The 12,834-nt window shown below is 63.1% G+C and carries 11 protein-coding genes; 2 read left to right on the top strand and 9 right to left on the bottom strand.

Annotated features, from left to right (window positions below):
- Positions 1 to 9 precede the first annotated feature (9 nt).
- The 7 genes from HBR93_RS24280 to HBR93_RS24250 form a co-directional block, all read right to left on the bottom strand.
- The gene (locus HBR93_RS24280) at positions 10 to 843 is read right to left on the bottom strand and encodes a polysaccharide biosynthesis/export family protein (protein WP_169961249.1); all 834 of its coding nucleotides are present in this window, start codon (positions 841 to 843) and stop codon (positions 10 to 12) included.
- A 6-nt stretch (positions 844 to 849) separates the two neighbouring features.
- On the bottom strand, positions 850 to 1,761 hold the full coding sequence (locus tag HBR93_RS24275; protein WP_115127909.1) for a glycosyltransferase: 912 nt from the start codon (positions 1,759 to 1,761) through the stop codon (positions 850 to 852).
- Entirely contained in the window at positions 1,761 to 3,224 is a 1,464-nt protein-coding gene (locus HBR93_RS24270) for a mannose-1-phosphate guanylyltransferase/mannose-6-phosphate isomerase (protein WP_169961248.1), read from the bottom strand. Before HBR93_RS24270 ends, HBR93_RS24275 begins: the two co-directional genes overlap by 1 nt.
- Positions 3,224 to 4,663 carry an undecaprenyl-phosphate glucose phosphotransferase gene (locus HBR93_RS24265; RefSeq protein WP_057439111.1) on the bottom strand — a complete coding sequence of 480 codons (1,440 nt, stop codon included), beginning with the start codon at positions 4,661 to 4,663 and terminating at the stop codon, positions 3,224 to 3,226. Before HBR93_RS24265 ends, HBR93_RS24270 begins: the two co-directional genes overlap by 1 nt.
- Positions 4,664 to 5,060: 397 nt before the next feature.
- Entirely contained in the window at positions 5,061 to 7,544 is a 2,484-nt protein-coding gene (locus HBR93_RS24260) for a TonB-dependent receptor (protein ID WP_169961247.1), read from the bottom strand.
- 98 nt (positions 7,545 to 7,642) lie between these two features.
- On the bottom strand, positions 7,643 to 8,611 hold the full coding sequence (locus tag HBR93_RS24255; protein WP_169961246.1) for a FecR domain-containing protein: 969 nt from the start codon (positions 8,609 to 8,611) through the stop codon (positions 7,643 to 7,645).
- On the bottom strand, positions 8,598 to 9,113 hold the full coding sequence (locus HBR93_RS24250) for a sigma-70 family RNA polymerase sigma factor (RefSeq protein WP_057959063.1): 516 nt from the start codon (positions 9,111 to 9,113) through the stop codon (positions 8,598 to 8,600). Before HBR93_RS24250 ends, HBR93_RS24255 begins: the two co-directional genes overlap by 14 nt.
- A gap of 159 nt (positions 9,114 to 9,272) precedes the next feature.
- Between HBR93_RS24250 and HBR93_RS24245 the strand changes: the two genes are divergently transcribed.
- Positions 9,273 to 9,902 carry a LysE family translocator gene (locus HBR93_RS24245; RefSeq protein WP_057959064.1) on the top strand — a complete coding sequence of 210 codons (630 nt, stop codon included), beginning with the start codon at positions 9,273 to 9,275 and terminating at the stop codon, positions 9,900 to 9,902.
- 263 nt (positions 9,903 to 10,165) lie between these two features.
- On the opposite strand, the gene inhA is transcribed toward HBR93_RS24245, so the two are convergent.
- Entirely contained in the window at positions 10,166 to 10,846 is a 681-nt protein-coding gene (inhA, locus tag HBR93_RS24240) for an isonitrile hydratase (protein WP_115127915.1), read from the bottom strand.
- A gap of 90 nt (positions 10,847 to 10,936) precedes the next feature.
- Here inhA and HBR93_RS24235 point away from each other — a divergent pair, with 90 nt between their 5' ends.
- Positions 10,937 to 11,905 carry a DJ-1/PfpI family protein gene (locus tag HBR93_RS24235; RefSeq protein ID WP_115127916.1) on the top strand — a complete coding sequence of 323 codons (969 nt, stop codon included), beginning with the start codon at positions 10,937 to 10,939 and terminating at the stop codon, positions 11,903 to 11,905.
- Here the strand turns inward: HBR93_RS24235 and HBR93_RS24230 are convergent.
- Positions 11,875 to 12,807 (bottom strand): alpha/beta hydrolase, encoded by a 933-nt coding sequence (locus tag HBR93_RS24230; protein WP_169961245.1) that lies wholly within the window; start codon positions 12,805 to 12,807, stop codon positions 11,875 to 11,877. The two genes, HBR93_RS24235 and HBR93_RS24230, sit on opposite strands and share 31 nt — an antisense overlap.
- Positions 12,808 to 12,834: the final 27 nt, after the last annotated feature.

The raw sequence follows: 12,834 nt of genomic DNA, 5'->3' as shown, positions 1-12,834 counted from the left end.
GTTCCATTGCTAAGGGACCCCGGGGATGTTGACGTTGTCGATACTCGTGTTGTTGGTCGTATTCCCGCTGTTCTTCACACCGCTGTCGTTGAGGTCGTAGTTCAAGCCAATACCAATGCCCTTGTTGATCGGGAACAGGCGGGTGAAGTACATATCCACCGCCTCCACGGTTGCGCCAATGCCAGACTGCGGCACAAAGATCAAATCACCACGTTGCAGCGATACCCTGGGATGGTTCGGGTTGGTCAACATGCTGTTCAGGCTGATGAAGTACGTCCGGTACTTACCATCCGGGCCGGTGCGCATCAACGCCACGTTGGAGCTATCTGCCGACGGCAACACCCCCCCTGAACTGAGCAACGCCTGCTCCACACTGACATTCCCCGCCAGGTCGAAAAACGCCGGGTTCGGCACCGCACCACCGATAAACACCTTGTTGCTCGGGGCGCTGGCGATGTTCACCGTCACTGCCGGCTCGCGGTAGATGCGCTTGTACTTGTCGGTGATTTCCTTGCCGAGGTCTTCCGGGGTGCGCAATGCCGCCTTGACCCGACCGATGTTGGGGATGGAGATCACGCCGTCGGGGCGTACGACGAACACTGTCATGTCGTCGGCCGCCGCCGGCTCCTGGGCATCGCGCACGATGCGCAACAGGTCGCCACTCTGGATCAGCACCTGCGGGGGCGGCAGGTCGGCCAAGGTCAGCGCCGCCTGGTGGCCGGCCTTGAGCGTGTTGTTGTCAGGAAGCGGCACCCGCGCAGGGGTCGAACAACCAGCCAGCCAGATCGAGGCACTCAACAGGCTGAACAGGGTAAGACGGGAACGTCGGTTGGTAGTCTTCATGACGGCTCAAGTCCAGTAGGTGGAAAACATGCCCAGGCGCTGCTTGAGCGATTTGGGCAGGTAGCGTTCAAGGTGGCCGAGGCGATAGCCCAGCAATTTAAAGGCACTGCGCACCACCACTTCGGGGGCGCGGTGCAAGGCGTTGGCCTCGCGCAAGGCACGTAATTCGGCCAGTACATAGCGTTTACCTTCACCGCCGGCGTCGCCAAACGCCTGGCGGATCCACGGCTCGCGGCCGTAGAACACCCCAATGTCGAAGTAGCGGTGAAACTCATCCATGAGTCGGTAATCGTGGGAGTGATAGACCTGGGCGCTGGCGGCGTATTGCACCTTCCAGCCCGCCAGTAGCATGCGTGCGGCGACGTAGGCGTCCTCGCTGCCGATCACATCGGCGGGGAAGCCGCCCACGGCCTCCAGGGCGCTGCGCCGGTACACGGAAAACGAGTCAGAGCTAAAGCAGGTCTTGATCCCCAGCTGCGGCGCATCGGCCAGGCTTTTGCTGCGGCTGTGGGCCGGGTAATTGAAGTGGCGCGACTGCGCACCCAACACCCCCGCACCGGGATGCGGCAGTTGGCGGCCATAGGCGACACCGTTGAGTGGGTCCTGTTGCAGCTCGGCGAGCAGCTTGGCAAAGGTCTCGGGCTCGGCCGGGATAGCGTCCTGGGTCATCACGATCAGGGCGTCGCCGCCCACTTGCTCGCTGGCCCAGCGACGGGTGCCGCCGTGGTTGAAGTCGCGGGCGGCGATCACTTCGACACGCGCACCGAACTCGCGAAAGCGCGCCACCGTGGCATCGCTCGACGCGCTGTCCACGACCAGCATCTCGTCGGGTTGCAGGGTCTGCATGCGCAGCGCCGGCAGCAGCCGGTCGAGGTGGCTGGCGGCGTTGCGGGTCGGGATGATCAGTGAAGTCCGCATCAGGGCTTGGGCTCGCTGGCGGGCGTGCGGCCGTAGATATCGTCGAAGCGCACGATGTCGTCTTCACCCAGGTATTCGCCGCTCTGCACCTCGATCATCACCAGGTCGATGATGCCGGGGTTGGTCAGGCGGTGTTTGTGCCCGGCGGGAATATAGGTGGACTCGTTCATGTTGAGCAGGATCTCGCGCTCGCCATTGGTGATCATTGCCGCGCCGCTGACCACCACCCAGTGTTCGCTGCGGTGGTGGTGCATTTGCAAAGACAACGAACCCTTGGGCTTGACCACGATGCGCTTGATCTTGAAGCGGGTGCTTTCCTCCAACACCGTGTAGGTGCCCCAGGGCCGGGTGACGGTGCGGTGCAGGCTGAACGCGGGATGGTTCTGACGCTTGAGCTCGGCGACGATATGGCGCACATCCTGGCTGCGGTTGGCGTCGGCGATCAGGATCGCGTCGGGGGTGTCGACGATGATCAGGTCACGCACCCCGACCGCACCGAGTACGCGCTTGGGCGAGTCGATATAGCAGTTGTGCACGTCGTGCAGGATCGCTTCGCCATTGATCTGGTTGCCGTTGTTGTCACTGGGGGTCAGCTGGCGCAGGGCTTCCCAGGAGCCGATATCGCTCCAGCCGATATCGCAGGGCACTACGGCGACCTGGGCGGATTTTTCCATCAGGGCCACGTCGATGGAGATGTCCGGCGCGGTGCCAAAGCCTTGCGGGTTCAGTTCGCGCTGGCGGCTGCTGCTGTTCTGCAGGCTGGTGCTGTGCTCCAGCGCCGCCTTGGCCGCGTCCAGCACGGCCGGGGCGTGGTTCGCCAACTCGTCGAGCACGGTGGCGGCCTTGAAGCAGAACATTCCGGCATTCCACAGGTGCTTGCCGCCGTCCAAGTAGCCTTGGGCGGTGGCCAGGTCGGGTTTTTCGACGAAACGCTGGACACGGAAGCCTTGCGCCAGCGCCGCGCCTTGTTCGATATAGCCAAAGCCGGTCTCGGGGCGATCGGGCTGGATGCCGAAGGTCACCAGATAGCCGGCGTCGGCCAATTCGCGGGCCTGGGCCACGGCCTGGGCGAAGGCGCTTTCATCGAGGATCAGGTGGTCGGCCGGCATCACCAGCAATTGCGCATCAGCGCCGAAAAACTCCTGCACATGCAGCGCGGCGACCGCGATGGCCGCTGCGGTGTTGCGGCCAAACGGTTCGAGCAGCAAGTCCAGGCCCAGTTGGCCGGTGTTGACCGCGCGGTAATCGTCGAGGGTGCGAAACAGCAGGTCGCGGTTGGTCACCGTCAGCACGCTGTCGACCCCCGGCAGGTGGCTGGCGCGCAGGAAAGTTTTCTGCAACAGGCTCTGGTCGTCGCGCATGCGCATGAACGGCTTGGGCATGCTCTGCCGCGAAACCGGCCACAGCCGCGTGCCCGAGCCACCGGAAATGATGCAGGGAATCAATCCGTTGAGAGGGTTCATCAATAGACTTCCTTGGTGGAAAGGACGGCCGGGACCGTCATGAAAACGATGTACAGGTCAAACCACACCGACCATTTGGCGATGTATTCCAGGTCGTATTCGACCCGTTTCTGAATCTTGAACAGGGTGTCGGTTTCACCCCGGTAGCCATTGATCTGCGCCCACCCGGTGATACCCGGCTTGACCCGGTGCCGCGAGCTGTACTCGCTGACCGCTTCCTCGAACGGAATCCCGGCGGCCTTGGTGGCGGTGGCATGGGGGCGCGGGCCGACCATCGACATGTTGCCCAGCAGCACATTGAACAGTTGCGGCAGCTCGTCGATGCTGGTCTTGCGGATAATCCGCCCGACGCGGGTGATGCGCGGGTCGCTGCGGGTGGTCTGGCACTCGGCGTTGAAGTCGGTCTGGTCGACGTACATCGAGCGGAACTTGAACACCCGGATCAGGTTGTCGTTGTAGCCGTAGCGCTTCTGGCGAAACAGCACCGGGCCTTTGGAGTCGAGCTTGATGGCAATGGCGGTCACCAACATGATCGGTGACAACAGCAGCAGGCCGGCACCGGCCAGCAGCAGGTCTTCACAGCGCTTGATAAAGGGTGACCAACCGCGCAGCGGCAGTTGCGAGGTGTTGAACATCAAGATGCCGCCGACATCGGTAATGCGGTTGTGGCCATACCGCAGGGCGGCCATGTCCGGCACCAGCATGACGTTGACCGACATCTGCCGCAGGCGCTTGACCAGCCCGTTGATACGCTGCTCGGCGGCCCAGGGCAGGGTGATCATCACTTGGTTGACCTGTTCGGACCTGATCAGCTTTTCCAGGTCGCGGGTGTTGCCCAGCAACGGCAGGCTGCTCAGTTCCTTGGGAATGCGTTCGGTGCGGTCGTCGATAAAACCGATCAGGCCGGAGCGGATATCACTGTTGCGCGACAGGTGTTCGGCCACATGGATGGCGGTGTCGGTAAAGCCGAGGATCACCGTGCGCTGCAGGAACTTGCCGTTCTTCATCAGGTTGCGGTACAGGCGCAGCATCAGGATGCGCTCCACACCAAACAGCACCAGGCTCAGGCTGAACCAGAACATCAGGTTGCGCGGGCTCAACTGCGGGAACAGGAGCAGGATCTGGTACATGAACAGCAGGATGCAAAACGCCGAGATCCACGCGACCAGCATCACGCGAAAACGCAGGCGGTTGCTGAACAGGTCCTCGGAGTACACCCCCAGGGCCTGGAACAGAATAATGGTCAGGATCGCAAAAAACAGCAGCAGGCCCAGGTAGTGGCCACGCATTTGCGGGTCGACTGGATCCGGGTAGAACAACAGGATCATCGCCGGCAGGACCGCTGTCAGGCCGTGGATTAACTTGACGAAAACCACAAAGAATTCAACAAAACCGGTACGAGTCAGAAACAGGCTATCGACTGACGACTTCTCACGCATAAATCATCCCTCAATGCACCACCAGGACTTCCTGTTCGTTCGCTCATCCATAAGGCAGTTGCTTATAAGTGGCGCAATGCGAACGACTGCTTTCGCTGGGTAACGCGCAATGACCTGTCTAGGTGCAGGTGCTTTGCTAAATAGTGGCTAAATAATGGCTCCTTATGGGTGCCATGTCAAGGTTTTGACATTTCGCAAGGGTTTTGCCGTCGAGTGTCATAAGATACTCTTGTCGTGACGGTTTGTTGACATTTGTTATTGGTTTTTCAGATTTATTGAGAATGAGTGATGGCTTTTTGCAGTGTAGGAACAAAAACGCCAATTATCCTGCTGGGCGGGCAAAGCTTTTTTGACGGGGATAGGAGCCGGCTGGCCGGCCCCTACAGGGGGATGGGGATCAGAAGTCGCCTTTGAGGCTCACGGTGACGTTACGCGGCTCGCCGTAGAAGTTACCCCAGGACGCGGTCCCCACGGTCTGGTAGTAGTTTTTGTCGAACAGGTTGTTGCCGTTCAACGCCACGGTCCAGGTGTTATCGACCTGATACGCCAGGCGCGCGCTCCACAAGGCGTAGCCGGGTTGTTCCAGCTTGATGGTCTGGACCCGATAGTTGCTGCTTTGGGCGCTGACGCCGCTGCCCACTGTCCATTTCGACAGGGCACCATCCAATTGGTAATCGCCCCACAGCCGGAACATATGGCGTGGCACGTAGCTGGTGGACGCCCGGCCCTCGGCCTGGCTGTCGATATTGTTCAGGGTCTTGGTCTGGGTGTAGGTATAGCCGCCGAAGACTTGCAAGCGTTCAAGCAGTTCGCCGCTGATCTCGGCCTCGACGCCCTGGGCGCGGACCTTGCCGGTGTCGCTGTAGCAGAAGCCGTCGGCCGAGGTGCCGCAGTGGGCGATGTAGTCGGTCTCGGCAGCGTTTTTCTCGATCGCGCGGAACAGTGCCAGGGAGCTGTTGAGGCGCCCGTCGAACCATTCGCCCTTGATCCCCAGCTCGTAGTTCTCACCGATCTTCGGCTTCAGGGCCGCGCCGCTGACGGTGGCGTAGGAGCTTTGTGGCTGGAAGATATCGGCGTAGCTGGTATAGATCGAGAGGTTGTCGTTGAGGTCATAGATCAGCGCGGCAAAGGGCGTGACTTCACCGGTTTCCTTGGTGCGCGCATCCTGCACGCTCCACTCGCCCCAGGCCAGGTTGTTGGACTGGCGGCGGTTTTCAAACCAACTGACGCGGCTGCCGACCACCAGCAGCAACGGCTCGGCCAGCCGCAGGCGCAGGGTGGCGTAGGTGCCGTACTGGGTGGCGGTCTCCTTGACCGTGCCGCCGCGGTACATATTCGGCCAGAACGTGTCGTCGGCCGGCTCCGGGAAGTGATGGTTGGGCTGGTAGATGGTCTGGCGCTGGGGCAGGTTGCGGATCGCGTACACATCGTCCTGGCTGCCACGGCTGCCGTTGGCGCCGAGGATCAGCTCATGCTCCAGGCCAAAGGCTTCGAACTTGCCGTCGATGTAGGCGTCCAGGCCATAGTCCTTGTGATCGTAGTCAAACAGGGCGGCGTAGCTGTTGGCCGTGGGGGCCGGATCGCCATAGGCCACGGTGCCTTCGCTGGCGGCGTATTTGATGTCTTGCAGGTTGCGGCTGTGAACGGCGCTGACCTTGAGTTTCCAGTCGTCATTGAAGTGGTGGGTCAGGTCGGCGAACAGCGTGGTGCGCCGGCTTTGCCAGTCGTTCCAGGACTGGCCCAGGCAGGTGGAGCGGCTCAGGCCGATGCTCTTGCCGTCGCTGTAGCGCGGGATGCCGCCCCAGCACGGCGTGGCGTCGACGTCTTCGTAGCTGGCGCCGAAACCGAGGGTGGTGTCGGGGCTGATATCCATGTCCAGGGCGGTGTAGATAGCCTGGTCCTGGCGCTTGGCAATATCCATGTACGAACCGCGATTCTGCTGGCTGACCACTGCCCGGCCGCGCACGGTGCCGCTGTCGTTCAGCGGGCCGCCGGTATCCACTTCGGCGCGGTAGTTGTCCCAGGTGCCGGCCGACAGCGTGAGGCTGGTGGTGGGCTTGTCCTGGGGCCGCTTGCGCACGAAATTCACCGCGCCACTGGCGGTGCCGGCCCCCTTGAGCATGCCGGCGGCGCCCTTGAGCACTTCCACCCGGTCATACAGCGCCATGTTTGCGGTGAAGCTGTCGGCCTGGACATAGTCCTTGCCCATATCCAGCGGCACGCCGTCGTACTGGTACTGCCCGAGCATCTTGAAGCCGCGGGAATAGAAATACTTGCCGCCCATGGGCGATTCGTAGGTGGTGATCCCCGGCGTGCGCTCCAGCAATTGGTCGATGGTGTGGATGTTCTGGTCATCCATCAACTTGCGGGTCATCACACTCACCGATTGCGGGGTTTCCCGCAGGCTGTGCTGGCCCTTGCCGATGGTCACCGCGCCGGTGGTGTAGGAACCGCTGCCTTCGGTGGTGGCCCCCAGGCGTTCGCCGGTGACGGTGGTGGCGCCAAGGTTCAGCGCGCCGGATTCACCCACCGACGGGAGCAGCAACCAGCTGTTGTCGCTTTGGCGCTGGGCTTGCAGGCCTTGGTCCTGGAGCAGTTGGCCGAGGGCCTGCTCGCTGTCGAGTGCGCCGGTGAGGCCCGCGCTGTGCTTGCCGGCCACGCTGTTGGCGTCAAAAGACAGGCTGATGCCGGCCTGACGGGCGAATTGATCCAGGGCGCTGGACAGTGGGCCAGGGGCAATGTTCCAGGCGCGGGTCTGGCTGTCGCGTGCCGGCTCCTGGGCCAGGGCGCCGCCGGGCAGGGCACTTGCCAGGCAGGCACCCAGCAGGGCGGCATTGACGGCTTGGCGCAGGGGGGATTTTTTTGAGGGGAACGCTTGCATGACCGCGGGTTGCTCCTGAAGGAAGTGGACAGAACGGGCCTGTTGATCGGCCTTTCCTTACAGGTCGAACGGCAATGAGAATTCACCTCATTTATTTTTCAGGAGCGGGCGGTGCGCGGGGTGACCGTGACCCAATAGCGGCTGCGGTAAGTGACACTGACCGGTAATGCCTGGGCCACCAACGCCAGCACCTGATCGGTGTCGCCCACCTGATAAGTGCCGGACACACGCAGGCCGGCGACGGCCTCGCTGCAACGCAACACGCCGTGGCGGTAGCGACCCAGTTCGCTGAGGAAGTCATCCAGGCGCATATTGCGCGCGCTGATCACGCCGTCGCTCCAGGCCCAGGGGTCGAGGCCAGTGGCGGGTGGCGGATAAATTGCGAGGCGGTTGAACAACACCTGTTCGCCGTACGCGACGACTTGCCGGGCAGCGCCCGATGCGTGCCCAGCAAACACCGCGACCTGGCCCTGTTGCACCGCGAGCAGCGTGCCCTGGGGTTCTTCGCGGACCATAAAGCGCGTACCGAGGGCCCGCAGATAACCGTTGTGGGTCTGTACCCAGAAGGGCCGGGGCGAACGACCATCGCTGCCGGTATCAATCAGCATCTCGCCCTGGCGCAGCTGCACCAGGCGCCGTTCGCGGTTGAACGCAGTGTCGATGGCGCTTGCGCTGTTGAGTTGGATACGGCTGCCGTCATCCAGGCTGATCCAGCGCTGCTCTCCGGTGGCCGTGCGGTACTCGGCCAGCAGCCCCGGCAGCGGCGTGTAGTCGCGGCCCAGCCAGGTCAACCCGGCGCCCCCGGCCACCAGGCCCAGCAGCTTCAAGCCCTCGCGGCGGCTGATTCGTCGGCGCGCGCTGTCCAGGGTCTGGCGACCGAGTTGGGCGGGCAGATGGCGAAAATCATCATTCATCGTCGTGACCCGCTGCCAGGCCAGTTGGTGTTCGGCGCTGCTGGCCAGCCAGCGTTCAAACGCGGCGGTGCTGGCGTCATCGGTGGTGTTGAAGCGCAGCTTGATCATCCATTGGATGGCCTGGTCCACCAGGCGCGGGTCAGCAGTCGGCATAGCGCAACCGATAACAGGCGTGCAGGGCCTTGGCCAGGTCGCGCTCCACGGTGGCCTTGGACACGCCCAGGCGTTGGGCGATCTGCGGGCAGGTCAGGCCGTCCAGTTGCGCCAGCAAAAAGGCTTCGCGCACCCGTGGCTTGAGTTGGTCGAGCAGGCGGTCAATGCGCTCCAGGCTGTCGAGGATCAGCAGGCGGGTTTCTGGCGAAGGGGCTTGGTGTTCGGGGAAATGGGCCAGGCTGTCGAGGTAGGCGCGTTCCAGTTCGCGCCGCCGATACTGGTCGATCATCAGGCTGCGGGCAATGCTGCTCAGGTAGGCCCGGGGTTGCAGCAAACTGTGCTGCTTGCGGCTATTGAGCAGGCGGACGAAGGTTTCCTGGGCCAGGTCGGCGGCATGCTCGCGACAACCGGTGCGCCGCTTCAACCAGCCATGCAACCAGGAATGGTGGGCCTGGTAGAGCTGGCCGATTGCCGCATGATCCGCTGGGTATTCGCTCGACATAGTCGTCCTGGCGCAGGCGTCTTAATTGATAACGGTTCGCATTCTAGACGTGGCCCGTGGCATTGGGCAATCACCTATCTTCAGGTGTTGTGCCTGGAGGCTGGTCGCGGGGGGCGCGGTGAGACTAATCTTGGGTTTTCCCTGGCGGATGAGTTGAGCATGATCGATCTCGCAACCCTCGCGGTTTTCTCTGGTTCCGTGCTGCTGTTGCTGCTGTCGCCCGGGCCGAACATGGCCTTTGTCATCAGTCATGGCGTGAGTTATGGCTGGCGGGGTGGAGTGGCGGCCGGGCTGGGGATCGGGGTGGCGGACCTGCTGCTGACCGCCTTGACCGCCACCGGCGTCACCGCCCTGGTGGCCAGTTGGCCGCCGGCCTTTGACCTGATTCGCTATGCCGGCGTGGTCTACCTGCTGTGGCTGGCGTTCAAGACCCTGCAAAAAAAGCCATCCCTGGACACCGCCCAGGTTGTGCGGGTACGCCTGGGCGGGGTGTTTATGCGCGCCATGCTCAATAGCCTGCTCAACCCCAAGGCGCTGCTGTTTTTCATGGTGTTCCTGCCGCAGTTCGTCAAGCCCGAGGCCGGGCCCATTGCCCTGCAATTGGTGCAGTTGGGCCTGGTCCTGACGCTGATTGCCGGGGTGTTTCATGCCGTGCTCGGGGTTTTTGGCGGGGCGATCAGCCGGTTTTTCGCCGGCAGTAAAAGAACCGCCGGCTTGCAGAAATGGGGGTTGGCCACGGTGCTGACAGTATTGGCCGTGCGCCTGGCGCTGATGCCACGCACCTTGTAGACGGCAGGTGCCTCTCCTTGTGGGAGCGGGCTTGCCCGCGATAGCGGCGGTTCAGCCACTATTGTTGGCGGCTGGTATACCCCCATCGCAGGCAAGCCAGCTCCCACCTTTGATTTGTGGTGTGGCCCAAGCTTTTGCTCCGACGCACATCCCCTGTGGGAGCGGGCTTGCCCGCGATAGCAGTGGGTCAGTCAACATCAATGTTTGCTGGGCCGACGTCTTCGCGAGCAAGCCCGCTCCCACAGGGGAAAATAGTTCGGCCTTCAGCCCAGCCGCGCCGCCGCCCGTGCGGCAATTTCGCCCCGGGTCTTGCGTGATTCAGCGGTGCGCTTATTCGCCTCGTCCAGTACCTGCTGTGGTGCAGTGTCCGGGCGGCCGGCATTGAAGGGCGGGGCCGGCGCATATTCAAGCTGCAACTGCACCAACTGCGCCGCCGCCTCGCTGTACAGCTCGGCGGCCAGGGTCAGGGCAAAGTCGATCCCCGCAGTGATGCCTCCCCCGGTAAACAGGTTGCCGTCGCGCACCACGCGCTCCTGCACCGGCGTGGCGCCGAGGGTGGCCAGCATGTCGTGGTAGGCCCAATGCGTGGTGGCCCGCCGCCCGCGCAGCAAACCCGCAGCGCCCAGCACCAGCGAGCCGGTACACACCGACGTCACATAACGTGCGGTCTGGGATTGCGCCCGCAGAAAGTCCAGGGTCGGCTCATCTTCCATCAATGGCCCAACCCCCGAGCCGCCCGGCACGCAGATCACATCCAGGGTAGGGCAGTCGTCGTAGGTGGTGGTCGGCGACAGCACCAACCCGCTGCTGGAAGTGATCGGCGCCAGGTCTTTCCAAATCAGATGCAGTCGTACCTCCGGCAACGACGCCAGCACGTCGTAAGGGCCGGTGAGGTCCAGTTGCTGAATACCGGGGAACAACACAAAGCCGATCTGCAAGGTCATGGTCAAACTCCAGGAAGAGGGATGGACGGCTTCACTCTAGTGGCCTAGGCTTTGGCGCATACGCCATTGAGCCCACTAATCACGCCAATCATGCCGAAAATCATCCATGTGCTCGCCTTTGCCAATGTGCAGGTGCTCGACGTCACCGGACCGTTGCAAGTGTTTGCCTCGGCCAACGACCTGGCGCGCCAGCAAGGCTTGCCGTTGCCCTATGCGGTCAACGTGATTGCCGCCCAGGCCGAGCCGGTGATGACCTCCGCCGGCCTGGCCCTGGTGGCCGAGCCGTTGCCTGGCGCCGACACGCCCTGCGACACCCTGGTGATTGCTGGCGGCTGGGGCGTGTATGGGGCGGCCGAGGATCCGCAACTGGTGGAGTGGGTCCGGCAAAAAGCCAGGCACTCGCGGCGCATGACTTCGGTGTGTACCGGCGCCTTTCTGCTGGCCGCCAGTGGCCTGCTCGATGGCTGTCGGGTCGCCACCCACTGGACGCGCTGCGAGGAACTGGCGCGCAAATACCCCAGGTTGCAGGTCGAGGCCAACCCGATCTTTATCCAGCAGGGCTCGCTCTGGACCTCGGCGGGCGTCACGGCCGGCATCGACTTGTGCCTGGCCCTGGTGGAACAGGACCTGGGCCGCGCGGTGGCCCTGGAAGTGGCGCGGCACCTGGTGGTGTTTCTCAAGCGCCCCGGTGGCCAGTCGCAGTTCAGCGTCACCCTGTCCCTGCAAAAGGGCGGTAGCCGCTTCAGCGAATTGCATGGGTGGATTGCCGAGCACCTGCACCTGGACTTGAACATCGCGACCCTGGCGGCCGCGTGCGGCATGAGCGAACGCAGCTTCGTACGCCATTACCGCGCCGAAACCGGCCAGACCCCGGCCCGGGCGGTGGAACTGATCCGCGTGGAAACCGCACGCCGGCAACTGGCCGACAGCGCCGTGGCAATCAAACGCATCGCCGCGCAATGTGGCTTTGGCAGCGAAGAAACCATGCGCCGCAGTTTTATCCGCGCCTTGTCGATCACCCCGCAGCTTTATCGCGAGCGGTTTTCGGCGCCGGCCTGAGTCTGTTCAAGCAATTCAAACAGTGCATCGAGCGTGGCCTGTGGTGCTTCCTGGGGAATATTGTGGCCCACCCCGGCGAGCACCCGGCGCCGATAGAATCCGCTGAAATTACCCACGTCGTCATCCACCTCGGGAGCCGGGCCGACACCGTCGTCGGCACCGCACAGCGAAATGGTGGGCACCGAAATCGGCGGTGGTTGCACCAGCGCCTGTTCAATCACTTCCAGCGCCGGATCACCCTCGGCATACATGAAGCGATGGCGATAGGAGTGGATTACCACCTCCACAAAGTCCGGGTTATCAAACGAGGGTGCCGTCTGCGGGTAAAGGCTCGGCCCCGCAGCCCAGGAGGGCGACCAGAGCGACCACAACAGTTCGCACAACTCGCGGCGGTTGGCGGTCAGGCCATCGATACCCCGTTGGGTGTGGAAGTAGAACTGGTACCACAACCGATGCTCGGTGACTGGCGCGCGGGGCTGGATGGACTTTGCGATGTCCTGGATGTTGTAACCGTCGCCAGTGACCAGGCAGCGCACGCGCTCGGGCCAAAGCGCCGCGACAATGCACGCGGCGCGCCCACCCCAGTCATAACCGGCGAGGGCGGCCTGGTCGATGGCCAGGGCATCCATGAAGTCCAGCAGATCCTTGGCCAGCGCCGCCTGTTGGCCGGAGCGCATCACCTGGGCGTGCACAAACCGGGTCGGGCCGTAGCCGCGCAGGTAAGGCACCAGCACGCGATAACCAGCCTCGGCCAACACCGGCGCGATGGCATCGTAGCCGCGAGGGTCATAGGGAAAACCGTGCAGCAGAATCACCACTTCACCTTCGGCCGGGCCATGGGCTTCGTAGGCGATATCGAGCATGGGAGTGCGGATATACAGCAGCGCGATCGAGGGGCTCATTGGGACTCCGTTCGGGTCACAGCAGGG

This window comes from Pseudomonas sp. WS 5411, from assembly GCF_012985595.1.
In the GTDB taxonomy this organism is placed as follows: Bacteria; Pseudomonadota; Gammaproteobacteria; order Pseudomonadales; family Pseudomonadaceae; genus Aquipseudomonas; species Aquipseudomonas shahriarae.
The sequence above is the reverse complement of the archived record's forward strand: the minus strand, read 5'-3'. Positions and strand labels throughout refer to the sequence as shown.

Excerpts from the sequence above, each read along its gene's own strand:
- HBR93_RS24280 (WP_169961249.1), bottom strand. The coding sequence starts at position 843 with ATGAAGACTACCAACCGACGTTCCCGTCTTACCCTGTTCAGCCTGTTG.
- HBR93_RS24275 (WP_115127909.1), bottom strand. The coding sequence starts at position 1,761 with ATGCGGACTTCACTGATCATCCCGACCCGCAACGCCGCCAGCCACCTC.
- HBR93_RS24270 (WP_169961248.1), bottom strand. The coding sequence starts at position 3,224 with ATGAACCCTCTCAACGGATTGATTCCCTGCATCATTTCCGGTGGCTCG.
- HBR93_RS24265 (WP_057439111.1), bottom strand. The coding sequence starts at position 4,663 with ATGCGTGAGAAGTCGTCAGTCGATAGCCTGTTTCTGACTCGTACCGGT.
- HBR93_RS24260 (WP_169961247.1), bottom strand. The coding sequence starts at position 7,544 with ATGCAAGCGTTCCCCTCAAAAAAATCCCCCCTGCGCCAAGCCGTCAAT.
- HBR93_RS24255 (WP_169961246.1), bottom strand. The coding sequence starts at position 8,611 with ATGCCGACTGCTGACCCGCGCCTGGTGGACCAGGCCATCCAATGGATG.
- HBR93_RS24250 (WP_057959063.1), bottom strand. The coding sequence starts at position 9,113 with ATGTCGAGCGAATACCCAGCGGATCATGCGGCAATCGGCCAGCTCTAC.
- HBR93_RS24245 (WP_057959064.1), top strand. The coding sequence starts at position 9,273 with ATGATCGATCTCGCAACCCTCGCGGTTTTCTCTGGTTCCGTGCTGCTG.
- inhA (WP_115127915.1), bottom strand. The coding sequence starts at position 10,846 with ATGACCTTGCAGATCGGCTTTGTGTTGTTCCCCGGTATTCAGCAACTG.
- HBR93_RS24235 (WP_115127916.1), top strand. The coding sequence starts at position 10,937 with ATGCCGAAAATCATCCATGTGCTCGCCTTTGCCAATGTGCAGGTGCTC.
- HBR93_RS24230 (WP_169961245.1), bottom strand. The coding sequence starts at position 12,807 with ATGAGCCCCTCGATCGCGCTGCTGTATATCCGCACTCCCATGCTCGAT.